The sequence below is a fragment of the uncultured Endozoicomonas sp. genome (assembly GCF_947495845.1).
Lineage (GTDB): Bacteria > Pseudomonadota > Gammaproteobacteria > Pseudomonadales > Endozoicomonadaceae > Endozoicomonas.
In genome coordinates this window covers 1-27,000 of record NZ_CANMAO010000003.1, presented here as the reverse complement: position 1 = coordinate 27,000, position 27,000 = coordinate 1, and the positions used below count along the sequence as shown (strand labels likewise).

General features: G+C 46.0%; 24 protein-coding genes. 16 read left to right on the top strand and 8 right to left on the bottom strand.

Annotated elements, in window-relative coordinates; all coding sequences use genetic code 11:
• Positions 1-40 precede the first annotated feature (40 nt).
• Positions 41-1,804, bottom strand: coding sequence for a ubiquitin carboxyl-terminal hydrolase family protein (locus Q1B11_RS03205; protein ID WP_299727391.1), 1,764 nt, complete (start codon positions 1,802-1,804; stop codon positions 41-43).
• Positions 1,805-2,095: 291 nt separating this feature from the next.
• Here Q1B11_RS03205 and Q1B11_RS03200 point away from each other — a divergent pair, with 291 nt between their 5' ends.
• Both Q1B11_RS03200 and eno read left to right on the top strand, forming a co-directional pair.
• The gene (locus tag Q1B11_RS03200; RefSeq protein WP_299727388.1) at positions 2,096-2,833 is read left to right on the top strand and encodes a hypothetical protein; all 738 of its coding nucleotides are present in this window, start codon (positions 2,096-2,098) and stop codon (positions 2,831-2,833) included.
• Between the two features lie 678 nt (positions 2,834-3,511).
• Positions 3,512-4,804: a phosphopyruvate hydratase gene (gene eno / locus Q1B11_RS03195; RefSeq protein WP_067586656.1), complete on the top strand. Its 1,293-nt coding sequence runs from the start codon at positions 3,512-3,514 to the stop codon at positions 4,802-4,804.
• A 403-nt stretch (positions 4,805-5,207) separates the two neighbouring features.
• Here eno and Q1B11_RS03190 read toward each other — a convergent pair whose 3' ends face one another.
• Positions 5,208-6,671 carry a PP2C family protein-serine/threonine phosphatase gene (locus tag Q1B11_RS03190; protein WP_299727303.1) on the bottom strand — a complete coding sequence of 488 codons (1,464 nt, stop codon included), beginning with the start codon at positions 6,669-6,671 and terminating at the stop codon, positions 5,208-5,210.
• A 526-nt stretch (positions 6,672-7,197) separates the two neighbouring features.
• Between Q1B11_RS03190 and Q1B11_RS03185 the strand changes: the two genes are divergently transcribed.
• From Q1B11_RS03185 to rpoS, 9 genes are all read left to right on the top strand, one after another.
• Positions 7,198-7,470, top strand: a complete 273-nt coding sequence (locus tag Q1B11_RS03185; RefSeq protein WP_299727301.1) for a septum formation initiator family protein — start codon at positions 7,198-7,200, stop codon at positions 7,468-7,470.
• Positions 7,471-7,509: 39 nt separating this feature from the next.
• Positions 7,510-8,241, top strand: coding sequence for a 2-C-methyl-D-erythritol 4-phosphate cytidylyltransferase (gene ispD / locus Q1B11_RS03180; protein ID WP_299727299.1), 732 nt, complete (start codon positions 7,510-7,512; stop codon positions 8,239-8,241).
• 11 nt (positions 8,242-8,252) lie between these two features.
• On the top strand, positions 8,253-8,732 hold the full coding sequence (gene ispF, locus Q1B11_RS03175) for a 2-C-methyl-D-erythritol 2,4-cyclodiphosphate synthase (protein WP_299727295.1): 480 nt from the start codon (positions 8,253-8,255) through the stop codon (positions 8,730-8,732).
• A 140-nt stretch (positions 8,733-8,872) separates the two neighbouring features.
• Positions 8,873-9,967 (top strand): tRNA pseudouridine(13) synthase TruD, encoded by a 1,095-nt coding sequence (gene truD, locus Q1B11_RS03170; RefSeq protein ID WP_299727292.1) that lies wholly within the window; start codon positions 8,873-8,875, stop codon positions 9,965-9,967.
• Positions 9,964-10,713: a 5'/3'-nucleotidase SurE gene (gene surE / locus Q1B11_RS03165; protein WP_299727289.1), complete on the top strand. Its 750-nt coding sequence runs from the start codon at positions 9,964-9,966 to the stop codon at positions 10,711-10,713. The genes truD and surE overlap by 4 nt, the downstream gene beginning before the upstream one ends.
• 2 nt (positions 10,714-10,715) lie before the next feature.
• Positions 10,716-11,387 carry a protein-L-isoaspartate(D-aspartate) O-methyltransferase gene (locus Q1B11_RS03160; protein ID WP_299727286.1) on the top strand — a complete coding sequence of 224 codons (672 nt, stop codon included), beginning with the start codon at positions 10,716-10,718 and terminating at the stop codon, positions 11,385-11,387.
• Between the two features lie 215 nt (positions 11,388-11,602).
• Positions 11,603-12,538 (top strand): DUF368 domain-containing protein, encoded by a 936-nt coding sequence (locus tag Q1B11_RS03155; RefSeq protein ID WP_299727283.1) that lies wholly within the window; start codon positions 11,603-11,605, stop codon positions 12,536-12,538.
• 43 nt (positions 12,539-12,581) lie between these two features.
• Positions 12,582-13,463, top strand: a complete 882-nt coding sequence (locus Q1B11_RS03150; protein ID WP_299727280.1) for a peptidoglycan DD-metalloendopeptidase family protein — start codon at positions 12,582-12,584, stop codon at positions 13,461-13,463.
• 104 nt (positions 13,464-13,567) lie between these two features.
• Positions 13,568-14,632: an RNA polymerase sigma factor RpoS gene (gene rpoS / locus Q1B11_RS03145; RefSeq protein WP_299727277.1), complete on the top strand. Its 1,065-nt coding sequence runs from the start codon at positions 13,568-13,570 to the stop codon at positions 14,630-14,632.
• 122 nt (positions 14,633-14,754) lie between these two features.
• Here rpoS and fdxA read toward each other — a convergent pair whose 3' ends face one another.
• Both fdxA and mutS read right to left on the bottom strand, forming a co-directional pair.
• On the bottom strand, positions 14,755-15,078 hold the full coding sequence (gene fdxA / locus Q1B11_RS03140; RefSeq protein ID WP_299727274.1) for a ferredoxin FdxA: 324 nt from the start codon (positions 15,076-15,078) through the stop codon (positions 14,755-14,757).
• 231 nt (positions 15,079-15,309) lie between these two features.
• Positions 15,310-17,892, bottom strand: a complete 2,583-nt coding sequence (mutS, locus tag Q1B11_RS03135) for a DNA mismatch repair protein MutS (RefSeq protein WP_299727271.1) — start codon at positions 17,890-17,892, stop codon at positions 15,310-15,312.
• A gap of 307 nt (positions 17,893-18,199) precedes the next feature.
• On the opposite strand from mutS, the gene Q1B11_RS03130 reads away from it, so the two are divergent.
• The gene (locus Q1B11_RS03130) at positions 18,200-19,342 is read left to right on the top strand and encodes a hypothetical protein (protein WP_299727268.1); all 1,143 of its coding nucleotides are present in this window, start codon (positions 18,200-18,202) and stop codon (positions 19,340-19,342) included.
• A 17-nt stretch (positions 19,343-19,359) separates the two neighbouring features.
• On the opposite strand, the gene Q1B11_RS03125 is transcribed toward Q1B11_RS03130, so the two are convergent.
• The 3 genes from Q1B11_RS03125 to Q1B11_RS03115 all read right to left on the bottom strand — a co-directional run bounded on the left by Q1B11_RS03125 (position 19,360) and on the right by Q1B11_RS03115 (position 21,534).
• Positions 19,360-20,709: a serine hydrolase gene (locus Q1B11_RS03125; RefSeq protein ID WP_299727265.1), complete on the bottom strand. Its 1,350-nt coding sequence runs from the start codon at positions 20,707-20,709 to the stop codon at positions 19,360-19,362.
• 433 nt (positions 20,710-21,142) lie between these two features.
• Complete coding sequence (locus Q1B11_RS03120; protein ID WP_299728092.1) at positions 21,143-21,376, bottom strand: hypothetical protein; 234 nt, start codon at positions 21,374-21,376, stop codon at positions 21,143-21,145.
• Entirely contained in the window at positions 21,277-21,534 is a 258-nt protein-coding gene (locus Q1B11_RS03115; RefSeq protein WP_299728068.1) for an NAD-binding protein, read from the bottom strand. Before Q1B11_RS03115 ends, Q1B11_RS03120 begins: the two co-directional genes overlap by 100 nt.
• Before the next feature lie 198 nt (positions 21,535-21,732).
• Between Q1B11_RS03115 and Q1B11_RS03110 the strand changes: the two genes are divergently transcribed.
• The 4 genes from Q1B11_RS03110 (at position 21,733) to Q1B11_RS03095 (ending at position 23,084) form a co-directional block, all read left to right on the top strand.
• A complete protein-coding gene (locus Q1B11_RS03110) occupies positions 21,733-21,876 on the top strand; it encodes a transposase (RefSeq protein WP_299727262.1) in 144 nt (47 codons plus the stop codon).
• A 63-nt stretch (positions 21,877-21,939) separates the two neighbouring features.
• A complete protein-coding gene (locus Q1B11_RS03105; RefSeq protein WP_299727260.1) occupies positions 21,940-22,179 on the top strand; it encodes a transposase in 240 nt (79 codons plus the stop codon).
• On the top strand, positions 22,163-22,840 hold the full coding sequence (locus Q1B11_RS03100; protein WP_299728065.1) for an IS3 family transposase: 678 nt from the start codon (positions 22,163-22,165) through the stop codon (positions 22,838-22,840). Before Q1B11_RS03105 ends, Q1B11_RS03100 begins: the two co-directional genes overlap by 17 nt.
• A gap of 10 nt (positions 22,841-22,850) precedes the next feature.
• Complete coding sequence (locus Q1B11_RS03095) at positions 22,851-23,084, top strand: IS3 family transposase (protein ID WP_299727258.1); 234 nt, start codon at positions 22,851-22,853, stop codon at positions 23,082-23,084.
• Between the two features lie 132 nt (positions 23,085-23,216).
• Here the strand turns inward: Q1B11_RS03095 and Q1B11_RS03090 are convergent.
• The coding region (locus Q1B11_RS03090) for an ankyrin repeat domain-containing protein (RefSeq protein WP_299727256.1) at positions 23,217-27,000 on the bottom strand (3,784 nt) is incomplete at its 5' end.

Below are 27,000 nucleotides of genomic sequence, written 5' to 3'. Positions count from 1 at the left end.
AAATAGGGTCATAGAAACAGCGTAAATAGCAAACCCCTGCTCAAGCAGGGGTTTTATCAACGATCTTATAATCGGCTATGTAAGGTGCAAACCCGAAGTTTATTAGAAACTCATACACTGAATTAATGCAATCTGATGGCTCAAAGCCTTGTTGCCGCTGTTTGTAGGTCACATAATCCGATAGCTTGCAGACAACTTCATCGTCTCTGACGATCACACTGCCATCGGTTTCATATGACAAGGTGATGTAATGACCGCTATCAGGGGATTCCCCCTGATGACAGATTAATGATACTAATTGCCCATGTACGTTATATATTCGACCATCAACGTCATTTGTGACAGGGAATTGAATAGTCGGATTTTCGTGGTTGAATATTTTTTGTGCTATTTTATCCCGCTTGACTCGTTGCTGCTTACCAATATCGTAATCAAAAACTCCCAGAGAGAAACTAATGGACTTTAATTTATCCAGCTGACCTTTCCATTGATAATTCTGTGTCGCTGAAAGGTTCAGAGTGTCATTATGAAGCCTGTGCTCAGATGGAGTCCATCTAACATTAACCTGTGTATTCCCGCTTTGATTAATACAATCATTCATGGTGATTGAATTGTTAGTTTGATTGGAAGTTTGATGGAGGATTTCTATTGGTACTAAAGCAAACTGATTTGCGGTTCCAGCTTGTTTCTGTAGGGTGGTTCCCTGATATTCTGTAGAAAGTGTGGCAGTTCTTGATAGTGAAAATTCTCCTGCCAGTCTCATGTTGTGTAAATCAAATAAAAGGTTGAGAAATTCAGATGCATCCTGTTGCTTATCATAATTTTCGGAAGAGAAAAATGTCTGCAATGCATGATTTTCGGGGCAATTAGCTGTAGCTTTCTTAAAGTCATTGAGAATGGTTAATTGATCGGACTCTAATGATGATGCATTTACTGTTCCTTCTGTTATTGCCCGATAGTTGCTTTGAAAGCCCTTTAAAGTGGTGTTTAACTTTGAAATGTGCTCGTTAAGCGCTTGCCTTTGAGCTTGGGTGTCTGCGGTTAATCCGAATATTTCAGGTATAGAATGAGTCTCAAGTTTTAGCATAAGAAAATTAAAGGCAGAATTTAGCCAGCATTTAAGCTGCTGGTTTGGTAGTTGAGGTCCAACTGGATTTGGTAAGGGGATTAACTCTGTAGGTAACAAACGTTGAATCTGGCTGTCTTCATCTGACTCATATGTCAAATCATCAGTCGGCTGATTATTATTTTCTGAGCTAAAGGTTTTAGAGGACAGTTTGTCATGCTCTAACTTGAACAATATTAAAGCGGAGCAGACATTGTGTTGATTGATTTCAGTGGATAAAACAAGCTTAGGATTAGCATCAGCTAATGCTTTGTATTCCTCGTAGGTAAGAGAGTATGCTGATTTTTCCTCCTCTGGTAAAGATAAAGCGTGCGCCATTATTTCATTGATTTTTGCTTCCTTCATATAGGCCAGGGATAAGTCTTGAGCAATAGGTGAGGTAGTGAAATTAGTAGGGTTTTGAATGGGTGTTTTTGTCTTCTTTTGTTCACGCATAAATGTCATTATATTTTGGTTGATTGTGCAGTTAGTGTCATAAACTAAAGAATATTCTTTATCAAAATATTCTTGGAGGTCATGTGCGTAGGTCGCAAAAGTTGGGTCAATATTAGGATCTCCAACAATAACTTTGCCCTTGAATAGCCCCGCTTTTTTATTGCCGTTTTCATGTTTTTGAGCGTTTAGCTCCATCGCAATGATATCTTGCAGAATTGAGTGTTTACTAAGTTTGTTTAACATATGAAAACCTCTGTTTATATCAGATTAAATGCGTCTATTGGATGAGACAAAGGTTCTAACATTAAGTTCAGATATGTGATCTGTGATCAGGATTTCCTTGAGAAGTATTTAGCGTTTCTTCGGAGATAAAACAAGTAATTAGTTAATTGACCAGTTATTCCAATTGTTAAACCCCGACTTTGGGGTTTTTTTAATGGTGCTCAGGCAAGTCAACTTCCGTGTTTGGTACTGCGATTTATAAGCTGGAGTAATACGCCTTGGACAGTTTATGTATAGAATATAGGAAAATTTATGGATAGTGTTATTGCTCGCAGTTTAAATTTTATTCCGTTGGCCCCTATTGAGGGCGGAGTCGGTAATAGCTCCAGTAAAAGAAATAAATCTATTGCTTGTCAATTTTGTGGCCATTCTGTTTATGCATGTGCGTCAGGGGAGGGGCTAGTGAGCTCTGTTCCTGATGAGAGTGTTAAATTGTTGAATGCCTGTGATCTTAAAGGTCGAGAGATTCAAGAGCTTCAAAGCAGGCTGGAAAATACGCAACGTTGCTTAGATGCCGAGCAGGCTACTAGGATTGAGATGACCAAAGAGCTTGAAGGATTTATAGCGCTTTCAGAAATTCTTATGAATAGTCTTATGCATGCTTCAAATAACAGTAGTAAGAATATGGGACGCGGAAGTCAGGAGCTGAATAATCGTAGTGTTCGGAATGAAGAGGAAAAGTGTTCGGAAACAATGTGCAAGTATATTCGTGAGGGGAAAAAGGCGGTGGGGCAGTTAAATCCTTTGAATGTGACAATGAAAGAGGGGTTCATTCATAAGCTCTCGATAATTGAAAGTGGTTGTTGTCCAAAAAAAAATGACAAAGCCACCGGATATATCGGTAGTAATGCTTCTGATGATAAAAAAAGAGCTCAAGATGTGAGTGAGGGGGTGGTGCCAACCGGCGAGCTTATCAAAAGAAATAATGAAAACTTTCGTGCATCAAATACGTCTGTTGCTGCAAAGGTAGGTAAGAACCCCTGGGTTTAAATGAACAGGTAATCATTTACTGACGTCTAAGTACCCGGCCATATGGAATCGAATATTTCTGGCTTATTGATCAGGTTCTCTGGAAGGCGCAATGGCGGGAGCATAGCAAGCTATGTGACCAGAGTTGCAACGCATTCAGAGAGCCTGATCAATGAGTCAGAAAATATGATTTCATATGGTTGGGTACTTAATATTCGCATTTTATGATGCGCTTCTCACACAGAAAAACACAGCATGAATGGCTTATAACAAAAAGTTTCACAAAGTGCTCAAACTCAACTGTGGTGCGGTTTGGCGGGTTTTTTTGTAGCCTTTGACACAGGAATTTCCGATGGTATAGTGACGCCTCCCGCAATGATGCTTCAATAATTCGCAGGATGTTTTTACTGCACTGCGATGCTTGCTGATGCGCCTTAGGCTTCTATCAGTCTACAGTGCAGAAAAAATGATGTTTTACTATCTGGCTCCGTAAAACGCCGGATGGTTTTTATTCTGCCCTGTCGCGAGTAAGCGGGTAACCTGAAGTGACTGTTAAGCGTAATGGATCGGTAATCGATCGGTAATAAATAGACCGGTGAAAATACTGCTACGCTGTCTTATGCATCACTTCACGCTTCTTTGCGTTAACGAGAAGCGCTTACGAATTGAAATTTCCGAATTCTCACCCGGAGTGTCCCCATGACCGCTATCAAAGAAATCAAGGCTCGTGAAGTCCTCGATTCCCGTGGTAACCCCACTGTTGAAGCTGATGTCATTCTTGAGTCTGGTGCCTTTGGTACTGCCTGTGCTCCCAGCGGTGCATCCACTGGTTCCCGCGAAGCCCTCGAACTGCGTGACGGCGATAAGTCCCGCTACCTGGGCAAAGGCGTTCTGAAAGCTGTTGGTAACATTAACGGCCCTATCCGTGATTTGCTGCTGGGCTTCGATGCTAACGACCAGCGTGGTCTGGACCAGAAGATGATCGATCTGGACGGTACTGACAACAAAGCCAAGCTGGGCGCTAACGCCATTCTGGCGGTTTCTCTGGCAACTGCCAAAGCCGCTGCTGCTGATAAAGGCATGCCTCTGTATGCTCACATCGCTGAGCTGAACGGTACTGCTGGTCAGTTCACCATGCCGGTTCCGATGATGAACATCATCAACGGCGGTGAGCACGCTGACAACAACGTCGACATTCAGGAATTCATGATTCAGCCAGTGGGCGCGCCTAACTTCGCGGAAGCGCTGCGCATGGGTGCTGAAGTATTCCACGCTCTGAAGAAAGTGCTTTCTGACAAGGGCCTGAACACGGCAGTAGGCGACGAAGGTGGTTTTGCGCCTAACCTGGCGTCCAACGCCGATGCGCTTGCTGTCATTAAAGAAGCAGTGGCTGCTGCAGGATACACTCTGGGCAAAGACATCACTCTGGCGATGGATTGTGCGGCTTCCGAATTCTACGAAGATGGCCAGTACAACCTGAAAGGCGAAGGCAAAGTCTTCACCTCCAACGAGTTCTCTGATTATCTGGCGAAACTGACTGAAGAATTCCCAATCATCTCTATCGAAGATGGTCTGGACGAGTCTGACTGGGACGGTTTTGCCTACCAGACCAAGATTCTGGGTGACAAAATCCAGATCGTAGGCGACGACCTGTTCGTCACCAACACCAAGATCCTGAAAGAAGGCATCGATAAAGGCATCGCTAACTCTATCCTGATCAAGTTCAACCAGATCGGTTCCCTGACCGAAACGCTGGAAGCGATCAAGATGGCGAAAGACGCCGGTTACACCGCGGTGATTTCTCACCGTTCCGGTGAAACGGAAGATGCAACCATCGCTGACCTGGCGGTGGGTACTTGTGCTGGCCAGATCAAGACCGGTTCTCTGTGCCGCTCTGACCGTGTTGCCAAGTACAACCAACTGATCCGTATTGAAGAGCAGCTTGCAGGCAAAGCGCCTTATCGTGGTATTGCTGAATTTAAGCGTGCCTGATAATAGATTGGCGCGTTAAAAGATAAGTAGTTGGCCACTTGGAATCGAATATTTCTGGCAGAGTGGGCCTATGGAATTGTCACGAAATAACTGTCACATTTTATAGACTTCTGTTCGGAATGAGCTTGTCGAAGTCCGTTGGCAGCAACCTTCGACAGGCTCAGGGTGAAGGGAAACTGAGTTCAAAATGGTTAAGTTATTTAAGGGCAATTCCTGCAAGGCACAACGTAGAGAGCATAGCTTTTACGGCCCTGTGGGTGGTAGCTATTTGACCAAAGCTGTAACGCAGGAGAGCGAATGTACACTTAGTCAGAAAATATGATTTCATGTGGTTAACTGCTTTAGGGAGGTGTTCAGCCTCCCTTGTTGTTTGGGTGCTTATAAGGCCTAACCCAGAGGCTGTTTACAGTAGTGTAATCATTGCGGTCATGTTGTCTGTTGACATGCCGTCAACTGAGCGACTAACCAGCCTTGCGGCAGTCACCGCCGGGGAGTTGCCGTTGGTTAAATCATTGTTGACGGCGTGTCCGATAGACTCGCTAATGCCTGCATCCGTAACACCGTCGCATACCTGAACGAGTGCCTTGTCCTTGTATTCGCCTTCTTCATAGCAAGTTATTGTAGGTCGTGCGCTGACGGTTCCGCCATGGCGTTTATCGTTGTCGCCAAGCGACTTTGTAGTTGTTAATACCCCGTTGACTCTCTGGTAGTCGCTTTGACTGGCTTTGGAAATAAATCCCCCCCGTTTAAGCACAGATGACGCATACTTTTCAATTGTGGGTTTAGCATCTTCGCTGAGTTGGGTGTATGAGCCATGAGGCCCCCCCGAACCTACCAGTATTGCTCTGGAATCGCCGAGGTTGGCGATCCATAGTTTTTTGCCTATTTTGATGGCAATGTTTGCTGTTGTTCCTGAGTAATCGTCTGGGTAATCTTCTTCCAGCGTTCGATCAAGATTCACGAAAGCAATTTTAATGGCGTTCCAGATGTTTGCTGTAGGGGTTTTAGGATTATTGATAAGTTCGAATGTTTCTTTTAAGCGCTGTACAATGTACTTCGGTGCATAATTAGCCCATGTGCGGGATCCATGACCATCGAATACACCGGTCACCTGAATTTGTTCAGTCTTTCCATTAACCGTTGCCGAAAATAGTTCTGCAATATGGTTGTCCTCCATCGTTTTTCGGTTTCCTATACAGTGCGCTACTGCAACTTCAGGTGTCTCTTTGAGTGTATCGAAATGGACATCATGAAAATTAGAGTAATTATATGAATCCATGACTTTTATGCTTCCATTTTTTTGCTGTTGATCATTAAATAATTTGTTGTGTATTGAGTCGTTTCTGAACACCCCTTGTATGTAATCATTCGAGTGTACTATAGCTTCTGTTGTTCCGGCCTGTAGAGCGGCTGTTTTTGCTTTAGCAAGCTTTTGGATTACTTTTTTTTCATCAGCCACTATGCGGTATTCCAAGTTTTCAACCTCTTTAGCACTGACTTTCAGTTCTGGGTTTAGCTCAGCTATTTTTCGATTTATCGGCCTGTAACTTTCGGAGAGTATTGTTCTCTCACCCTGAAAAGTATTAAGAGGATCAGGCATAAGCATTACACCTCTTTCTTTAATGTTATGCCGATAAACTTCGCGCGGATGAACGTCGAGAAGAGGTTTGTAGGAGAAAGTGTTTGTGTTGTCAGGGGTTTGAAGATACTTAGTGGCTTGATCTACGCTAACCTGGAATTTTCCAAGCAGTCCCATAGCGCCACCCCAAATTGCTATTGGCAGGCGCATTAGAGCAGTTGTGTCTTTATAGGTATTCCAAGAGTATGAGAAAGCACTTATTCCGTTCAAAGGTAGTGTTTTGTTCATGATTTCCTCGCTGATACGTGTATGAGCCTACTGGTAGTCAGTCTTGAAATTTCTATACTTACGCCCTGTTCAGTTAATACGAGATCGTAGCCTTAAGTACCCAACCATATTTTCTGACTCATTGATCAGCCCCTCTGACTGCGTTGCAACTCTGGTCACATAGCTCGCTATGCTCCCGCCGTTGCGCCTTGCAGAGAACCTGATCAACAAGCCAGAAATATTCGATTCCATATGGCCGGGTACTTATGGCGCTTTTAACTGACCAGTACGGCAGCTTAGCTAACATTTTATGGTTTAGGGATAATATTCATTTATATTGAGTATGGGCATGCCAGAGTTAACGTTTACGCCTGCTTTATGGGGGCAGAGCTAGGAGGCTGACCGAGAATAGGTTGCCCTACTGCGGTGTTAGAAAATGGAGCAATATGAATGCGCAGCGAGTATTCCAGGAGAAAGTTCATTCTCTTACCTTTGCCTTTAATCCCTTATTTGGTTGATAATCTCTTTTTTAATTCGCTACAGCATTATGAAGAAATGGGTCGTTGTTTTTTTAACGCTATCACTGGTTTATCTACAAATCCGGCTTTGGGTTGGCGAGGGCAGTGTGGCTGAGCTGATTACTCAGGAAGAGATGCTGGATCGATCCCGGTTAGAAAACGAGCGTTTGTATCAGCGTAATCGCCAGCTGGCTAAAGAAGTAGTTGAACTGCAGCAGGGGATGGAAACCGTTGAATCCAGAGCCCGGCAGGAACTGGGTATGGTTCGGCGTGATGAGACGTTCTTTCTGATTTATGATTAAGGATTAAAAATCCTTGCCTTGATGGGTAGTGAGTAAACCATGGAATCTGTTCGTTATTGGTCGGTAGTGCCAGCTGCAGGTGTTGGGCGCAGAATGAATGCGGATATGCCTAAGCAATATCTCGATATTCATGGCAAGCCCATTATGGTGCACACTCTTGAGCGCCTGCTGGGCTTTTCTATCGACAAGAAACCGTTATTGGAAAAGATCGTGGTGGTGGTAGACCGTGATGATGAGTACTACCACAGGCTGGATGTTGCCAGAGATCCTCGGATTCTTCTGGCCGAAGGCGGCAGTGAACGTTACCACTCGGTGCTAAAAGGTTTAGAGGAGCTGGTGGATCTTGCGGCACCAAACGACTGGGTGCTGGTTCATGACGTGGCACGCCCTTGTATTCGTTGGTCTGATTTGGGTTTGCTGGTGGGTCAATTAAAGGATCATCCCGTCGGAGGTTTGCTGGGAGTGCCAGTGACGGACACGATCAAAGCCGCCAGTGCCGATGGCGTGGTGAATAAAACGGTGGATCGCCAGGGGCTTTGGCATGCCATGACACCGCAGATGTTCCGTTTCAGCATGCTCCGCGATGCCCTGAAAAAAGCGCTTGATGACAATATGCCCGTCACCGATGAGGCCAGTGCCATCGAATATTCAGGCAGTCAGCCGGTCATGGTAGAAGGCCATGGGGATAATATTAAGATCACCCGGGGAACTGATCTGGCGTTAGCTTCTCTATATATCGAACAGCAATCGAAATTATTAGAAATGTCTTAGTGGAGGCATTAATGCGCATTGGTCATGGGTTTGATGTTCACAAATTCGGTGAAGGCGATCATGTTGTTCTGGGGGGCGTATCCATTCCATACCCTCAGGGGTTAATCGCGCACTCTGATGGCGATGTACTGTTGCATGCATTATGTGATGCGTTACTTGGTGCAGCTGGCCTCGGTGATATCGGCAAGCACTTTCCAGACACGGATGAGCGCTTCAAAGGGATTGATAGTCGCAAACTTCTCAGGCATGTGGTTGAGCTGCTGCAAAAACACCATCTCACGCCGGTGAATGTGGACAGTACCATTATTGCCCAGGCTCCGAAAATGGCACCGCATATTGATCAAATGCGTAAAAATATCAGTGAGGATATGGAGCTGGACGTTTCTCTGATCAATGTCAAAGCAACCACGACCGAGCAGCTTGGTTTTACTGGCCGAAAAGAAGGTATTGCAGCCCATGCGGTGGTTTTACTGACTTCCAGTACATCTTGATTCCCTTCATAATTGTATAATCAGATTCTCTTTTCAAACGTTGTTGGAAAACACGCCCCATGTTCACTAAGGGGCGTTCTCTAACCGTACTAAAAAAGGTATGGTTACTTCTTTCGAAATTACATTTTGAGTGCATATAAATGGATGCAGATGTACCGGTGCATGCCGATTACTCTATTGATTGGCATCATGCTTTTGGTGGTCCTCTGGGTAGTTGTCAGTTCAAGTCCTGTCATGAAGATTTTCAGGTTGATGAGTACCTTCCTTTTGAGCCGGAAGGTGAGGGTGAGCACCTTTTTCTGCTGATCGAAAAGAAAGGTGATAATACAGATTGGGTGGCGGATTTACTGGCAAGACATGCAAAAGTTAAAAGACAGTCGATCAGTTATGCCGGGCGCAAGGATCGCCATGGGGTTACACGTCAATGGTTTTGTGTCACGTTGCCGGGAATGGCTGATCCGGATTGGAGCGGTTTTGAAAGTGATGCTATTCGGATTTTAAAGCAGACCCGACACCGTAAAAAATTGAAAACCGGCGCATTAAAAGGCAATGGTTTTTGTATCACGTTACGTGAGGTTGAAGCGAATCGAGATCGAGTGGAAGAGCGACTTGAACAGATTGCCCAGGCCGGTGTGCCTAATTATTTTGGTGAGCAACGGTTTGGTCATCAAGGGCGGAATATCGAAAAAGCCGCAGCCATGATGGCCGGTAAATTTCGTGTTCAGCGCAACAAGCGATCAGTCTATTTATCCGCAGCACGGTCCTGGTTATTCAATCGGGTTTTGTCGGAAAAGGTTCAACAGCAACTCTGGAATCAATATCTGCCCGGTGATGCTTTGGGTTTTCCAGACAGTGGTAGTTTGATTTTTGATGCGGCAGATGACGATATCATGGCGCGCCTGAACAGTGGCAAGTTAAGCCCAACATCGCCACTGTGGGGCAGGGGAATGCTCAAAGTGGCGGATGAGGCTAAGTCCTTTGAAGAATCGGTGGCCAGTGGTTACGCAGCACTTTGTGATGGGCTTGAAAACGCGGGTTTGAATCAGGAACGACGTATTAACCGGTTGATACCTGAGCAAATGACATGGGATTGGAAAGACGACAGAACCTTAGAGTTATCGTTTCGTCTGCCAAAGGGTTGCTTTGCCACCACCGTGTTAAGAGAGGTTTTGCTCTGTCAGGAACAGGACAGGGCATACGTTGAAAATACGGATCAGGGAGTTCAGGGATCATGACCATTTTGCTCGCCAATGATGATGGTGTCACCGCAAAAGGGTTGGCGCTGTCTTATGGGGTAATGAAACAGTTTGGTGATTGCATCGTCGTTGCTCCGGACAATGATTGCTCTGGTCAAAGTCATGCCCTGACCCTGGATAGACCGTTACGCATTAAAGAACACGACAATGGTTTTTTCAGTGTGAATGGCACGCCGGCAGATTGTGTTCACCTGTCTATCAGCGGCCTGTTTGAACAAATCCCGGAACGGGTGGTGTCTGGTATTAATAACTGCGCCAATCTGGGGGATGATGTGTTGTATTCTGGCACCGTGGCTGCGGCCATGGAAGGTCGAATGCTTGGAAAAAATGCCATTGCCATCTCCTCCTGTGGGCGGGAAGATCGACATCTGGAAACCACGGCTCGTGTATTACACGACATTATGACTCGACTGGATACCCTGCAATTGCCAGAGGGCACTATCCTGAATGTGAATGTGCCAGCCTGCGATTACGATGAACTGCAAGGTATGAAAATAACCCGCCTTGGTCATCGGGACCCGGCGCTGCCGCCAACCAAACTCAGCGATCCCAGAGGTCACACCGTGTGGTGGATTGGTGGTGTGGGTAATCCTAGAATTGCAGAGGAAGGTACCGACTTTCATGCGATTGGTGCCGGTTATGTTTCTATTACACCATTGCAGTACGACAAGACGGGCCACAGTACTTTGTCGTTACTGGAGGATTGGGTTGGGGCAATGAGATGACCATGACAAAGGATCTGGAACTTGCAGGGATTGGCATGACGTCTCGTCGAACCCGGGATCGTCTGATTCAGCGGTTGGAAGAGCAGGGTATTTGTTCTACCCGAGTGTTGGATACTATACGACAAGTGCCACGTCACCTTTTTCTCGACGAGGCGCTGGCGCATCGAGCTTATGAAGATACCGCTCTGCCTATTGGTCATAATCAGACGCTGTCACAGCCTTATATTGTCGCAAGAATGACTGAAGCGTTGCTTGAGCAGGGCCCGTTGAAAAAAGTGCTTGAGGTGGGGACTGGCTCAGGGTACCAGACCGCCATTCTGGCAAAGTTGATGGAGAGAGTGTTTTCTGTGGAGCGGATTCGTCCTCTACAGGAAAAGGCTCGTCAGCGTTTAAGTCGCTTGTCGTTGCTCAATATAAGGCTCCGGCATTCTGATGGCGGTATGGGCTGGCCAGCCGAAAGCCCTTTTGATGGCATCATTGTGACGGCCGCACCCGGGGATATTCCCAAAGAGTTGTTAAGCCAGTTATCGCCAGACGGTGGTCGTATGGTGATTCCTGTTGGCCATGATGGCGAACAGAAGCTGGTGTTGGTGACCCGACAGGATGATGAGTATCGTCGTAAAGTGCTCGAGCCGGTGCGTTTTGTACCATTGCTTGCCGGTGTTGTGCGCTGAAAGCTTCGGCGTTTTGTTCTTATTTTTTATAGCTAAGGAACTGTCCCTGGATAACTTCACTACTCAGAGAAGTGTTTACCGTTGTCCGTTGTCCGTTATCCGTAAAAGCACAAACAGCAAGGCTTTTACGGATAACGGAAAACGAAAAACGGTTCTGGTTAAGAGTGACAGTTATTTTGTGACAGTTCCCAAGTGTGTTTATTAAAGGTCATGGTATGACGAAATTTGCTACCCATTTTTCGCTGGTTGCCAAAGGAATGGCGATGGGGGCTGCGGATGTAGTGCCCGGGGTTTCCGGGGGAACAATTGCTTTTATTACCGGTATTTATGATCGCCTGCTGAATGCGTTGAAAAGTGTCAATCCATCATTGCTGAACGTTTTGCGCAGCGAAGGCGTGACCGGTGTCTGGCGGCATATAGACGGCACATTTCTACTGTGTGTTTTTGGTGGTGTGCTGAGCAGCATTCTCTCGTTTGCCCATGTCATCACCTATTTTTTAGCCAGCTATCCGGAAATGCTCTGGGCCTTTTTTTTCGGTCTGATCCTGATTTCGGGCTTGCATATGATTCGTCAGGTCAGTCACTGGCATGGGCCGACAATGGTTGCCTTGGTGATGGGCGTTCTGATTGCCTATGGTATTGGCGTATTATCGCCTACCAGTCTTGAGCCGGAACCGATGACGTTGTTTTTTGCCGGAGCCATTGCCATCTGCGCGATGATTCTACCAGGTATTTCTGGTAGCTTTATCTTACTGCTCATGGGGTTGTATAGCCCGGTGATTGAAGCGGTTAAAGCTTTGGATTTAGGGGTTCTGCTGATTTTTGGAACAGGCTGCATTGGTGGTCTGTTAAGTTTTTCCCATGTACTTTCATGGTTGCTGAAGCGTCATCGTGACTTGGCGATTGCTTTGTTGACCGGGTTAATGCTGGGGGCGCTGGGCAAAGTATGGCCCTGGAAAGAAACCCTGAGTACCCGGGTCAATAGCTCTGGATCAGAAGTGCCACTGGTTCAGGTGAATATCTCACCTTTTGATTATGAAATGGTGACAGGCCATCCAGCTTTTCTTTTGGAGTCCTTTGCTTTGATGATCGCTGCCATTGTACTGGTTGCGACCATCGAATGGTTTGGTGGAAAAAACACGGAGAGCTGAGCTGTTACAGGTAAAACTTCATAAATCAATATGATATTTTTTGTTGTTCATTTTTATTATTATTCCGATTATCGATAATTTTCTTCAAAAATCAGACGAGGTTGGCGGAGTAGATAAAGTGTTGAGTTTATGGAAGGCCGCTCAAATTAAAATGAGTGATTGCTCAAAAAAAATGCTTTTTCTGCTTTTTACCGGGGCGGTTACCCTGTTTGTGGCAGGGTGTAGTCACGATCCATCTCGCGTAGTGGTGAAAGAATTAAGGTCGCCTCCAAAAGTTACTTCAGGTTCTCACCGGGTCGTAACCGGTGAGACACTCTATTCTATTGCCTGGAGTTATGGTAGGGATTTCAAAGAGTTAGCGCGTAATAATGGCATACGTTCGCCTTATACTATTTACCCTGGGCAGAGGATTAATTTATCAGCACGAAAGTACTATCCTCTAGTGACTGCAAAATCCACTCCACCAAAAAAGAAACCAATTCGACCTTCTGTTGTCAAACCGGTTAATAAACCAACACCGGTGTCTCCGCCCAGAAAGAGTCCAACGGCAGCATTTAATGGCTGGCAATGGCCTGCGAAGGGTAAGGTGGTTGCTGCTTATTCGACTCGATCCCCGGTTAATAAGGGGATTGATATTAGCGGCAAATTAGGAGAGCCTGTAAAGGCAGCCGCCAATGGTGAAGTGGTATACGCAGGGAGCGACCTGTCTGGTTATGGCAGGCTGATCATATTAAAACATAACAGTAGCTATCTAAGTGCTTACGCTCACAATAAGGATCTGTTCGTCAGTGAGGGAGACTCAGTTAAAGCGGGCCAGAAGATAGCCGAAATAGGTTCTACAGGAACAACAGAACCCAAGCTTCACTTTGAAATCAGACGGGACGGCAAGCCGGTAGACCCTATGGGGTTTCTGCCGAAACGTTGATTCATTACGAAGGATAACGGCGGTTGTGGTAGAGGGATCTCACGGGTGCGGGTGCAGATTTGCTGCCCGGCATAGTGTGGGAATTTCCGATAGGACATACTCTTATGGCATCGAAGAGGGATGACGCAGAGCTAAGCAGTTATGCTGACGATGTAATCCAGGGACAGGATGGGTTTGATTCGGAGGGGGATGATTCTTCTTCCGAACAAGCGCTGGTGGAAGCAGTTGAAGAATCTTCGGAAATCGAAGAGGAGCAGGCATCTCCTGAGAAAACTCGGGTAGCGCCAGTATCAGCTACGACCTCTACGCGTCGCAAAGAAGACGATGGCTTTTACAAGTCCATTGATGCAACTCAGCTGTACCTGAATGAAATTGGCTTCTCGCCTCTGCTAACACCGGAGGAAGAGGTTCATTTTGCCCGTTTGGCTCGTAAAGGCGTTGAGGCGGGTCGTCGTCGGATGATTGAAAGCAACCTTCGTCTGGTGGTGAAAATTTCCCGGCGTTATGTGAATCGTGGGCTAACACTGCTGGATTTGATTGAGGAAGGTAACCTCGGTCTGATCAGAGCGGTGGAAAAATTCGATCCTGAAAGAGGGTTCCGTTTTTCAACCTACGCCACCTGGTGGATTCGACAAACCATTGAACGGGCGATCATGAATCAGACCCGAACGATACGTTTGCCTATCCATGTGGTGAAAGAACTTAACGTCTATCTCCGGGCTGCCCGGGAACTTACCCAGAAACTTGATCACGACCCCAGTCCGGAAGAAATCGCTGAGCTGCTTGATAAGCCTGTGGCTGATGTTAAGCGGATGTTGGGACTGAACGAACGAGTCACTTCGGTGGATACACCTTTGGGGCCGGATTCGGATAAATCCATACTGGATACCATTTCTGATGAGAAAGGAGCAGACCCTGCGGTGTTGCTTCAGGATCTGGATTTGAACGACAGTCTGGATCGCTGGTTAGGTGAGCTTTCAGAAAAGCAGCGTGAGGTGGTTGCACGCCGTTTTGGTTTGAGAGGTTATGAAACCAGTACGCTTGAAGAAGTGGGGCGTGAGATTGGTTTGACTCGAGAGCGCGTCAGGCAGATTCAGGTTGAAGCTCTAAAGCGTCTGCGCTTAATTCTAGAGAAACAGGGGCTTTCAGGAGAATCGCTGTTTAATTAATCGTGAAGCTGCTGTTTGTCAGAACGGTTTTGTCGGAGCAATCGTCACCAAACAAAAAGGCCATGACAATGTCATGGCCTTTTTCGTTAACCCTTCTTTGTCAAACAAAGTTGAGATACTACTTAACGCTCTAATTGATCGAGCTTACCTTTTACGCCATCCCACTCGGCAGCGTCAGGTAACTGATCTTTTTTCTCGGTAATGTTCTCCCACACATCCGCCAGAACTGCGTTCAGTTCGATAAATTCCTGTTGATCCTCAGGTACTTCATCTTCTGAGAAAATTGCATTGGCAGGACACTCTGGTTCACACAGGGCGCAATCGATGCACTCGTCCGGGTGAATGACCAGAAAATTTGGTCCCTCATAGAAGCAGTCTACTGGACAGACCTCTACGCAATCGGTGTATTTGCACTTGATGCAGTTCTCACCCACTACGAAAGCCATGGTGTTGAAACTCCATTTGATTTGACTGGAAGCGTATGACCTTGATTATATTCTCCAAATAAATTCAGAGTTTTTTATCGAAATCGACCTGACAGCATTTCGTTCGCATCGGGTCATACGAAATTTCGAAGCAGTTTACCAGAGTTGTAAACCTGGTGAACAGCCGCGTTTACCATAACCTTATATCCTGAATAGTCAGTAGAAAACCCGGGATATAAGGAATAAACAATATTATTGCTTTAATGCCTTGAGAGTATACAGCAGTTCCAGCGCCTGTCGGGGGCTCAGGCTGTCCGGATCAGTCTCTTCCAACAGAGTCACAGCAGGGTGAGGTTCATGGCTGGCGAACAGATCTGCCTGTAGATTCACCGTCGTGGCTGGCAGAACGGTCTTCAGTGCTGGAGTGCCGGATTCCAGTTGTTCCAAAAGCGACAGCTTCTGGCGAGCCTGATTAATTACATGCCTTGGTACGCCGGCAAGCTGGGCGACCTGCAAACCATAGCTCTGACTGGCCGGACCTTCTTGAACCGCATGGAGAAACACAATGCGATCGTCGTGTTCTGTCGCATTCAGGTGAACGTTAACAACGGTAGCGCATTCTTCGGGCAGCTGAGTCAGCTCAAAGTAGTGGGTGGCAAACAAAGTGAACGCTCTTACTGAGTCAGCCAGATAGTGTGCGCAGGCCCAGGCAAGAGAAAGTCCATCAAAGGTGCTGGTACCACGGCCAACTTCATCCATCAGCACCAAGCTTTGTTCTGTCGCATTATGGAGAATATTGGCTGTCTCAGTCATTTCCACCATAAAGGTCGAGCGGCCGCCAGCCAGATCGTCCGATGAACCGATACGAGTAAAAATACGATCCACCAAACCAATACTTGCTTGGGTGGCGGGTACATAACTGCCTATATGCGCCAACAATACAATCAATGCTGTTTGTCGCATATAGGTCGATTTACCACCCATATTCGGCCCGGTAATAACCAGCATGCGTCGTTCATCGTGGAAAGACACATTGTTGGCAACGAAGGGTTCATCCAGAACCTGTTCTACCACCGGATGACGGCCTTCCGTGATATTAATGCCGGGCTGTTCATGCAGTTCCGAACGACAAAAGTTCAGGGATTCGGCCCGCTCTGCCAGATTGCTCAGTACATCCAACTCAGAAAGTGCCATGGCGCATTCCTGAAGTGGGCCCAGTGATTCCAGCAACTGATCCAGCAATGCCTCGTAGAGGGCTTTTTCCCGAGCCAGTGCCCGGCTTTTGCTGGACAATGCTTTGTCTTCAAACTCTTTCAGTTCCGGCGTAATAAAGCGCTCGGTATTTTTCAGGGTTTGACGACGAATATAGTCTACTGGTGCGTCATCGGATTCCCGGCGGCTTAATTCGATGTAATAGCCATGCACCCGGTTATAACCCACCTTCAGGCTTTGCAGGCCAGTGCGCTCACGTTCCCGCAATTCCATCTGGACTAAATAGTTACCAGCGTTCTCGCTTATGGAACGCAGTTCATCCAAGTCCGCATCATAACCTTCGGCGATGACACCACCATCACGGATCACCACTGGTGGGTTTTCAATAACGGCACGGGTTAGCAGGTCAGCCAACTCCGGATGTTCGCTAATCCCTTGAGCCAGAAAATGAATGGTTTCACTGTCGATCACTGCCAGCAGCTGTTGAAGTTCGGGCAGTTCCTGTAGGGAGTCACGCAGTTTTGCCAGATCCCTTGGGCGAGCAGATTTCAGGGCAACCCGTGCCAGTATCCGTTCGATATCGCCGATGTTTTTCAACAGCGGGTAGAGGTTTTCAAAATGAAAGCCCTCTTTAATGGCGCTGATGGCGGATTGTCGAGCGGTAAGCTTCTCGAAATTACGCAGTGGACGATTGATCCACCGTGCCAGCAGTCGACTGCCCATAGAAGTGGCTGTTTGATCCACGACGGCGGCAAGGGTATGTTCCCGACCACCGTTCATATTGATGGTCAACTCAAGATTTTTACGGCTGGCGGCATCGAGCACCACGCTCTCTTCCCGGTTTTCCTGAGCAAGGGAGCGAATATGGGGCAGGGCAGTGCGCTGTGTTTCTCGCGCGTATTGCAGCAAACAGCCGGCAGCTTCAATGGCGAGGGTTAACTGTCCGCAACCAAAACCATCCAGACTTTTGGTTTGAAACTGTCGGTTTAGTTGTTCTTTTGCTCCCTCAAGATCAAAATCCCAAGGCGGACGTTTGCTGGCGCCAGCTCTTTTGGTAATAGCGTCTGGCCAGTTTTTATCATCGTTTACCAATAACTCGGCGGGACTTAAGCGTTCCACTTCCGAAAGCAGGGCTTCTTCACCACTGACTTCCAGAACATTAAAACGACCACTGCTGATATCCAGAAACGCCAAACCGTAACGACCATCGTATCCGGTGGCGGCCATCAACAGATTGTCCTGCCGCTCATCCAGCAACGCTTCATCACTGACGGTGCCAGGTGTCAGGACGCGAACCACTTTGCGCTCTACCGGTCCTTTGCTGGTGGCCGGATCGCCAATTTGTTCGGCAATGGCCACGGACTGACGTAAACGAATCAGGCGTGCTAAATAACCCTCGGCTGCATGGTATGGAATGCCGGCCATTGGGATGGGCTCACCGCCGGATTGCCCGCGTTTGGTCAGAGTGATATCCAGCAGCTGCGATGCCGTTTTTGCATCGTCGTAAAACAGCTCGTAAAAATCGCCCATGCGATAGAACACCAGATGATCCCGGTGCTGCTGCTTGATGCGCAGGTATTGCTGCATCATGGGTGTGTGGCTTGATAGGTCGGTACTAGTCATTGATGGGCGAGTACTTGATGGTTTCTAATGGGTGCACGCTCAATTGAGCAGTACGTGATGTGAAAATATTACTACATATTGGCTTGTATAGTACCAGTGGAGTCTATTTCCTGTCTGTAGAGCTTGAATCAAAGAGGTGTTATTCAAAAAAAATCACAATATCAGTTTTTTGTTGTTTATCAGCTGCTAGTATTGTTATCCCATCGTATTGGTTAATTGGAGCTTCAATTTGAATTGCATTTCTTTCTTATTTTCTGGCTGTGGACTCAGGCATAAGAATGAGCAAGGTTGTAAGCATAAGGCTTCAATGTCAGAAGCACGTTTTGGTAATAGGTCTGTAATACAATTGAGCGATGGATATATTGAGTCAATGAGGCCATATGCTGAAGTTAAGCTGTTGGTCACAGAGGAAGAGCGGCAGGTAGTGATTATAAAGAAGCCTAAAACTCAAGTAACGAAAGTCTCAGCGGTCATTGAAGGAACAGAACCTAAAGATGACAAAGGGGAAGTTGTCAGGATGGATGGAAATAATCTGAAATATCAAACTAGACTCTGTTCTAAAACCAAAATCTGGAAGTCTTTGGATAAGGAGTTTAAAAAAACGAGAAACAGTAATGGTGATAAAAAAATGAGTCCGGTTCTGAAACATATAACGGGTATGAGTGCTCAGAATATGTCGGAAACAAGGATGATTGTATTTTTACTGATTAAGTATTTTCAGCAAAAAAAAATAGTTATTGATGAAATGGAAACTGCCTGTAAAGCACTTGCTAATAAATATATAAAGGATTCTATTGCTCAAAAAATAGCGGCTTATGAAGCAATGAAGAATATTGAAAGTGATTTTTCTAAGACAAGCCTTAACTTATGTTATCTGGAAAATGTTGTTTATTTTGCTACGGCTATTGCTGAGCAAAACAGTATGGACGGTACCGAAATTGCTATTGGGGTTCATAGGTCTGCAATTCCTCTGGATAAATATGGAGTTAATCTGATTAATTTTGGTGAAGTGAATGAGGAAATGAAACGCTCTCTCGTAAGAGAAATGCGTGGAGTATTAAAAAGATATGTTGATGAAGGAACCTCTAATGGTCTTTTGACGATTGGTTGTGAGATTGTAAGCAGTTTGCGGAAATTGTTGCAACGTGAAATGACTGCATTTTGTTTAAGGATTGTCAGGGAAAAAGCAGAAAGAGTTGATAATGTAACCTGTAAGGATAAAAGCATAGAAGAAGATAGAGATAATATGATTCTGCGTGCTAGAACTTTACAGGCTCAAATATATACAGAGATCTCTGAAGTATTAAAGTTAAACGGCGCAAACTATTACATAAAACTGGAGCCAGTGGAAGATGTCATTGCAAAAGCCATTACCGATTATGAGGCTGCTCACAGGCAACTCATGGACACAGACGCAGTGATCTCAACTGCGCCGGGAACCTTAGTCTAACTATAAGTATTTAATAGTCACATGCTCTGCAACAAACCTCTGTAATTTGTTTCCATCGGATACTCACCCGTTGTCCAGCCCAGTCTAACTAGAACCACTTGTTCAGAAGGAATTACCATAACTGATTGCTTCCGGTTTCCCATCATGGCGTAAGCATCTTCCGGTAGTGAAGGCCAGCGAAGCTGATCATCACCACGATTCAACCAGAACTGATAGCCGTAGGCTTTTTCATTGTCACTGTTGTTTGGAGTGCTTGCTGCTTCAACCCACTCTGGTGCAAGAACCTGATAACCGTTGATTTCACCATTTGCTGCCATCATCAGGCCAAGACGTGCCCAGTCCCTGCCGGAGGCATAAAGATAAGAGCTGCCTACAAGCACGCCCGAAGGGTCGGTCTCAAAGGTTGCCGTGGCTATTCCAGCAGGAGCAAACAGCTCACGGGTTAGAAAGTCTATGGTATTTTGTGGCTGATTATCCAGTAACTGTTGTATGTATCTGGAGAGAAGGTTTGTTGTGCCAGAAGAGTAGGAAAAATGAGTGCCGGGCTCATGGCCTTGCGGGCTGGTCATAGCTACGCCAGAAGCGCTGGGTGCGGTGAACAGCATATGGGTCGAATCACTGCCAGGTGCATAGGTTTCATCAAATGTCAGGCCACTGCTCATTTGCAATAAATCACGCAGTTTAAGATCGGCGCGTTCATCATCCCATTCAGGGAACAAACCGCTGGTATCTCTGGAAACTTTGCCTTCGAGTTCCAGACGGCCAAGCATCATGGCAGTAACGCTTTTCGCCATGGACCAGCCGAGTAAAGGCGTCTCTGGATGAGTATTGTCACCATAGGCTTCAGCAACAACCTTTCCATCCTGAACAACGACCATGGCGCGGCTGTTCAAACCCTGCTCATTGTCTTGTTGGATGATATTGTCCAACGTGGATTGAAGTTCGGAGTTAATCGTTGTGACAAGACTTCCCCGAGGCCATTCTAAATCAGGCCGGATCTCGGTTTTCTGCACAGCGAGGCTGTCCAGGTCAAAACCTTCTTCGTGATCAAGAGAGCATCCAATGCCATCGCGATAGGTGGCCACCGTTGGTGCCAGACCAAACAGGTTGGCAGACACACGGCTAGGAGATTCGCTCCACTGCAGTTCCACCAGTTCAGTGATCGGAGAATAAGACGACAAATCACTGACAATCTGCTGATCATCAAACCCGGAAATATATCGTGCAGAACAGGCAAGCTTGGCGCTCAAGCTGGTGGCAACCTGAGCCGCATGGCCAAGGTTAAAAATGGAGAAGCCCAGAAAGTAAGGAGGCACTGCAACGAGAGCAGCGGCGGTGATGGAGAGAGTAATAAGTGTTTTTTTCATACAGCTCATGTCTTGTTATTTTTGTATTTTGGCCGTTAGGATAGGGTTTTGATATGAAAAATTCCAGCTTTGGCTGCTTTAAATTACCTTAGATATAAAAGTCTTCCGACGTTTAATGCTTGTCGTCAAAGTCCTTAAGATAATCTTTGGGCGGTGGTGTCCAGCCACGTTCTGATTTGGAGTGGCGGTCAGAGCGGTCACTGTTAAACGCCTCTTTCAGTAATGCTTCCAGTCGGATAAACAGTTTTTGATAGTGTTCGCCATAGCCCCTTAACCCGTCTTCTTATAGCCAGCTTCGGTAAAGTTCATCCTTCTGGCTTCTTTCCAGTTGAATAATACCAATGGCGTTTTTAAATTGTGGAACGAGCAAGTTATTTTGGGCGACTGGGCAAGGCGAAGAGACGAGTCATAGCCGTAGCTATGGCGAGGAACTTCAACGCTGAACCAGGCGGTCAAAATAGCTGCGCAGCCCATAATTTAAAAACAGAATTGGTATAAATCCCTGTTTTATCTGTTCCGCCTTAAATGGATGAACCCCGAGGCGAACAAGGGATTCGGCGCCCAGGTTCAGGGCGGAATCATAGGTTTCGCTAATGACATAATCCGCACCAGCGTCGCATAACTCATAGTGATGTCCGCGGTCAAAAGCCCGGGCAAGTACCTGCACATGGGGGAGTGCTGCTTAATGTAATGAACGATGGTGACCGATCGAGGCGGGTCATCAATGGCGACAACCATCAGCTTGCATTCGTTGATGCCTGCGGTGTGCAACAGATCCGGTTGGCAGGCATCTCCGTAGAAACTTCGTACATTGATCCTGCGCATCATATCGATCTGGTCGGTGGATTTATCCAGTACCACGGTATTTACGCCTTAAGCCACTAAAAGGTGGTTCACGATCTGTCCAAAGTGACCAATACCAGCGATAAGCACAGGGCCTTGGGTGTCGATGGTATCTGAAGTGGTCTAATGACTTAGGACACCTCGTTAAGCACAATAGTGCAGTTAATGATGAGGTAGAAAGTGACAAAGCAGCGTAAAAACTATTCTCCGGAATTCAAGCGCAAAGCCATTGCCATGGTAGTCGAGCAGAATCAGGCTGTAATACCAATTCTGTTTTTAAATTATGGGCTGTGCAGCCATTTTGGGCGACTGGATCTGCGTTGAAGTTCCTCGCCATAGCTACGGCTATGACTCGTCGCTTTGCCTTGCCCAGTCGCCCAAAATAACTTGCTCACTCCACAATTTAAAAACGACATTGGTATAACAGAGGTTGCCAGGAGCCTTGGCATCAATGACAACAACCTGAGACGCTGGATACGCGAACAGGATGAAAAAAAGGAAATGTCTTTTCCAGGCAAAGGTCAGCAAGCTTTGACGCCTGATCAGCAGCGAATAAAAGAGCTGGAAGCTGAAAACCGTCAGTTGAAAATGGAGCAGGAAATATTAAAAAATACCCAAAGGGCATAAAAGCGACGGCCTTCTTCGCGAAAGACCTGTTGTAAGATTTGCATTTATACAACGGGAGAAGGAGGCCTACCCAGTGCAGGTACTCTGCAAAGTAATGCAGGTTGGGCGCAGTGGCTTTTATCGCTGGCAGAATCAACAAATACATCAGAAGAACATTCTGGCTGAGCAGTTCCGCCTGGAGTCTGATACACAACAGATTTTTATCGACTCCGATCGCTCTTATGGCAGCCGGAGAATGGTGAAAGCCCTGCAAGCCAAGGGCTACAATATCGGTCGTTATCAAGCCGCAACACTGATGAAGCGCTTGGGACTGGTTGTGAAGTATGCGAAAAAATTCAAGGTAACGACGAATAGCAAACATAAGCTTCCGATAGCAGAAAACCTTCTGAACAGGGAGTTTGCTGTCACGGAGGCAAACAAGGTCTATACGACTGATATCACTTATTTATGGACTCGAGAGGGCTGGCTGTATCTGGCAGTGGTTATGGATCTCTATTCAAGGAAGATAGTGGGCTGGTCAATGGACAAGCGCATGACCACAGAACTGCCCCTGGAAGCTTTGAGAATGGCGTGGTGGAGTCGTAAGCCTGGCTCGGGAGTTCTTCAACTACTCAGATCAAGGAAGCCGGTACGCCTCACTGGACTATCAGGCTCAACTTAGGGAGTACGGCATGATATGCAGCATGAGTCGTAAGGGAAATTGCTGGGATAATGCGGTAACGGAACGCTTTTTTGGCAGTCTGAAACGAGAGAGGACTGACCATTATATTTTCGAAACAAGGGCAGATGTAGAGGCGACAGTGGTTGATTATATTTTGTTCTACAACAACCACAGACTGCGCTCGTATCTTGATTACGTGAGTCCTGTGGACTTTGAGCAGCGGGAACTCAGGAAAGCGGCTTAATCAGGTGTCCTTTTTTACTTGACCACAACACTCCTAGGGGGCATTCCCAACTGTGCGTGTCAAAGAGTCACATGTAGAATGCCTTTGTCGCCTGACAAGTTTAAGCAGTAATTGCATAAGCATCAAAACCAATCAATGTCGGAACAGTTTTTGAAGAACACTTTTAGATTTCAGGTAGGGTTTCAATAGTTTGAGAATCTCTTCATTGTCATGAGAATCCCTGACCCATTCTTTAGCGTATTCCCTGTCAATCGCGGGAAGGTTTTTTCCTGCGGTGTTGAGTATATACTTCAGGCTTTCAGTTTTACCCAAACTGATTGCTTTCATAAAAGCTGTTTCACCCGTTTTGTCCCTGATATCAAGTTCTATGTCCTTATGGGAGAGCAGTTTTTTGATGAAGTTGGTCATATCCTCCTTAACCGCCATCATCAGTGCAGTACTTCCCTCATCATTAGCATGATTAATATCGACATTCATGGTGGCGTCAGACAGTAGCCTATCGATAATCTTATTGCCCTTCTTTTCCGAAATGGCACGCATTAATAACGAGTAACCAAAGTTATCCTCAGCGTTGAGCAGGCTCGCCTTATCACCTCGTGATAGCATTGAATCGAATAGCTCAACGCTGTCTGCCCATATTGGGGTAAATATAGGGGGCACACTGAGAACGCCGTTTTCTCTGCGCTTCATTCTGACCTCCCCAGCTCCGAGTTGGACTGTATATAAAGCCTGTAATAAGCCAAAGGTTTCAGTTTTATCATTGAACGCGGCAATAGTGGCTAATGTCCATCCCCAGCTATCGGGCGTGTTAACGATAGATTGGATTTTTGCATGGACGCTTTCATCAGCAGTCGTCAGTAGTTCTATGATCGCTTGGAATTGTTCGGATCGAGCCATATGTAACAGGAAGCTAGAGCCGTATACGTCAGTAATAGATACATCTGTTTTGTCCTGCTCTAAGAGTGTTTGTATTGCGCCCATATAGCCAGCTGCGCCAGCGTGCATGAGTGCTGTTTTCCCCTGATGATCCTGACTATTGATGTCAATATCCCCGACTTTTAATAGTTCGGTGATTATGCTTTTGTTGCCATACTGGGCGGCATGCATCAGAGGCGATAAACCGTGGTTACTCTTTTTATTAATTTGCTGCCTGCCAATGGCGTTGGAAAGCACAAGGTTCAGGCAGTTTTCGAAAGCACCATCATTGGCGGAGGGGGTTAGCCCGTCGCTGCTGATAGCCGTATCAAAGGCACCACGTGATATGGCATTCCCTAAAATGAGAGCGTGTAAAGCGGTGTTTCCATTAACGTCCGTCTCCCACAACTGTTCCGGGTATCGATCAGTCAGTATGCGCAAACATTGAAAAGAGCCAAAGAAAGCTGCAAGGTGAAGGGCTGATTTACCATCATGGCATTTACTGGCGGCATTGAGTTCTACTCTATCCACCAATTCGAGAAGAATGTTGTCTTTATTTTTTATGGACGAGATCATCAGCGCAGTGACTCCCTTGGTATTCACTGCGTTAATGTCAACCTTCTCAAGTTTGAGCATTTCATGAGAGAGGTCATCCATGTCATGGATAATGGACAACGACAGAGGTTGTTCGAAGCTGTTATGAGGATAGTGAATCAAATCTGGGTGCTCTTGAATCATCCATCGAGCGGCTTCAGGGTTTTTGCAGTTGAGCGTCTGATAAAAAATCGGAGAATTCCAGAAATCCCGCTTCACAGGATTATGCTTAGATAATATTTGCAAGAGTTGTTGGAAACAATCCAGGTGACCGGGGGAGAGTGACTGTAAGAGTGGCGAGGTTGTCGTCGTCACAGGAGTACATATCGCGTCAGGGAACGCTTCAGCAATGACTTTGACGCAATTGTTCTGTTTTTGTCTGATGGCAAATATAAGGGCAGAATAACCGCTGTTTTCACCCTTTCTTGCGGTAATCAATGCCGGGCAATATTGGATCAGTGTCCGTAACGTGTCTTCGTGCCCTCCTTGTATTGCAAGTAGAGCTGCGTCGAGACCCTCATTGTCTTTTTGCATTAATTTTTGGGGAGGTATATTTCCGGACAAAAACTCGACCGTTTCACTTTGTCCATTGGCCGCAGCATGCATAAATGCACTCCAGCTATTTATATCCAGCCTGGTGAGATCTTCTCCATCCTGGATCAGCTGAGTGATCCCCTGAATAAGCCCTTGTTTGGCAAACAGCATCAGTACCTGGCCGTTAACGGGTTCAAAGTGGGACCGTTTCAGAGTGGTTAATAGCAATAACTCGATAAAGTCACCATGCTGTTCTTTAATGCACTGCCTGATCAGCCTTTGCAGAATACCGTCTGGGTTATTTTCCCTCTTGAGCTTTGGATATACCGCGTCCGGTTCGATGAGACCCCATTTTCTCAGGTTCGATAAGGTGGGTGGCTTGGTCCAGGCTAATTCTTCCAAGGTGGCAAGATTAACCGTGTATTGTATCAGGGAAATAAGGCCACTCCGTTGATCCTTTTCCAGCCGAATTGCAATTTTGTCAATAAACAGTGGTAGAGCTTTGCCCTGTAGTATGCATTCTTTGAAAATGCTCACTAATTGGTTTTCTGCATTGACTTCCTGCTCAGTGTTAGAAAAGGTCAGATGTTCAATAAGACTGTCCAGTAAGCTATTGAGTTTACTGGGGTAGAGTGAAAAGTTGTTGCGAAGTGAGCTGGAAACATCTTTTTTTAGTTTTGAGTCAATGGTGATTAAATGCAGAATTTTGGCAGAAGAAAAGAACTTGACAACATCATCTGTGTTTTTTGTCTGCTCGATCGCCTGATCAAGAAGGGTAAAGCGATCCTTATTCTTCAGACTATTGAAATAATATGTCGTCAGATGATTGAGGGATAGGGGGGTGAGTTTATTATCTAGCGCCAGTTTTTTCATATCGTCACAGATTTCTGATGACCGGCAGACAAAAAATAAAAGCCGCGAAAATGTCATCAGTACAAGAGGATCTTTTTCAGGGTCTTTCAAAGATGATTGACAAATATCCGGTGCTTTAGAAGTGGTTGGTATGTCAGTACTCAACAACTGAACCGGTTCTCCATTCGATTCCGATTTCTGACCTGCAGCATCAATTGCATTACTTACTACTTCGTTTAGAATCGTCTTAATGCCCTCTCGGACCTTTTCTTCATGTGTTGATGATTCACCAGTAGTCGCTTTTGATTCATCGATGGAATCTGCCAGTTCATCAAGCAGCAGTTTAACCTCTGCCCTGACAGTATTTTTATCTGATAGTTCTTTGTTGGTTGCTGGTGATGATGATTTGGCAACACTATCAACCAAGTCAATGAGCTGGTTCATTAAAATCTGAACGTCAACGTTAACACTTACGGTGTCAGGCAAGGTAGGGGGGAGGAGAAGTACCGATTCATTAACAGTACGCACTATTTTTTCAATGGATTTTATTTCGTCTTCAACACTGCCTCTCCCTGGTGGCAGTTCTTCTATGGTGAAAATTTTTTCGGCATTTGTGGGAATAATGCTTAAGGTCAGCCATGTTTTTATTATTAATTCCAGGGTGGTTAAATCCACATAGCTTTCACCACGGATAAAATTATATAAATTTAGCTCATCGCCCTTCTTAGGTTGAAATAGTTGATTTAATGGATCAAAAACCTCAGTGTTCAGATGGTTAAGCACTTCCGGGAGTATATCACTAACGTCAACTTGGTTTTGATCGTTTGGGCCTAACATTGCCAGTGCTTGTTCCAGCTTTTGTGATTCACTTTCTGCCCATGCTTTAATGATTCTGTATTCAGAGATAAAGTAGGTAACTTGTTTTTCAAAGGATGCTATATCTGCAGCAATTCCCGCTCTTTCCTGAAGCCTCACAGCTGCAAGATGTACAGAGGAGGTAGAAAAACACAGCCCGCACAAT

Coding starts and splice junctions, on each gene's coding strand:
- Q1B11_RS03205 (WP_299727391.1), bottom strand. CDS start 1,804: ATGTTAAACAAACTTAGTAAACACTCAATTCTGCAAGATATCATTGCG.
- Q1B11_RS03200 (WP_299727388.1), top strand. CDS start 2,096: ATGGATAGTGTTATTGCTCGCAGTTTAAATTTTATTCCGTTGGCCCCT.
- eno (WP_067586656.1), top strand. CDS start 3,512: ATGACCGCTATCAAAGAAATCAAGGCTCGTGAAGTCCTCGATTCCCGT.
- Q1B11_RS03190 (WP_299727303.1), bottom strand. CDS start 6,671: ATGAACAAAACACTACCTTTGAACGGAATAAGTGCTTTCTCATACTCT.
- Q1B11_RS03185 (WP_299727301.1), top strand. CDS start 7,198: ATGAAGAAATGGGTCGTTGTTTTTTTAACGCTATCACTGGTTTATCTA.
- ispD (WP_299727299.1), top strand. CDS start 7,510: ATGGAATCTGTTCGTTATTGGTCGGTAGTGCCAGCTGCAGGTGTTGGG.
- ispF (WP_299727295.1), top strand. CDS start 8,253: ATGCGCATTGGTCATGGGTTTGATGTTCACAAATTCGGTGAAGGCGAT.
- truD (WP_299727292.1), top strand. CDS start 8,873: ATGGATGCAGATGTACCGGTGCATGCCGATTACTCTATTGATTGGCAT.
- surE (WP_299727289.1), top strand. CDS start 9,964: ATGACCATTTTGCTCGCCAATGATGATGGTGTCACCGCAAAAGGGTTG.
- Q1B11_RS03160 (WP_299727286.1), top strand. CDS start 10,716: ATGACAAAGGATCTGGAACTTGCAGGGATTGGCATGACGTCTCGTCGA.
- Q1B11_RS03155 (WP_299727283.1), top strand. CDS start 11,603: ATGACGAAATTTGCTACCCATTTTTCGCTGGTTGCCAAAGGAATGGCG.
- rpoS (WP_299727277.1), top strand. CDS start 13,568: ATGGCATCGAAGAGGGATGACGCAGAGCTAAGCAGTTATGCTGACGAT.
- fdxA (WP_299727274.1), bottom strand. CDS start 15,078: ATGGCTTTCGTAGTGGGTGAGAACTGCATCAAGTGCAAATACACCGAT.
- mutS (WP_299727271.1), bottom strand. CDS start 17,892: ATGACTAGTACCGACCTATCAAGCCACACACCCATGATGCAGCAATAC.
- Q1B11_RS03130 (WP_299727268.1), top strand. CDS start 18,200: ATGTCAGAAGCACGTTTTGGTAATAGGTCTGTAATACAATTGAGCGAT.
- Q1B11_RS03125 (WP_299727265.1), bottom strand. CDS start 20,709: ATGAAAAAAACACTTATTACTCTCTCCATCACCGCCGCTGCTCTCGTT.
- Q1B11_RS03115 (WP_299728068.1), bottom strand. CDS start 21,534: ATGCGCAGGATCAATGTACGAAGTTTCTACGGAGATGCCTGCCAACCG.
- Q1B11_RS03095 (WP_299727258.1), top strand. CDS start 22,851: ATGATATGCAGCATGAGTCGTAAGGGAAATTGCTGGGATAATGCGGTA.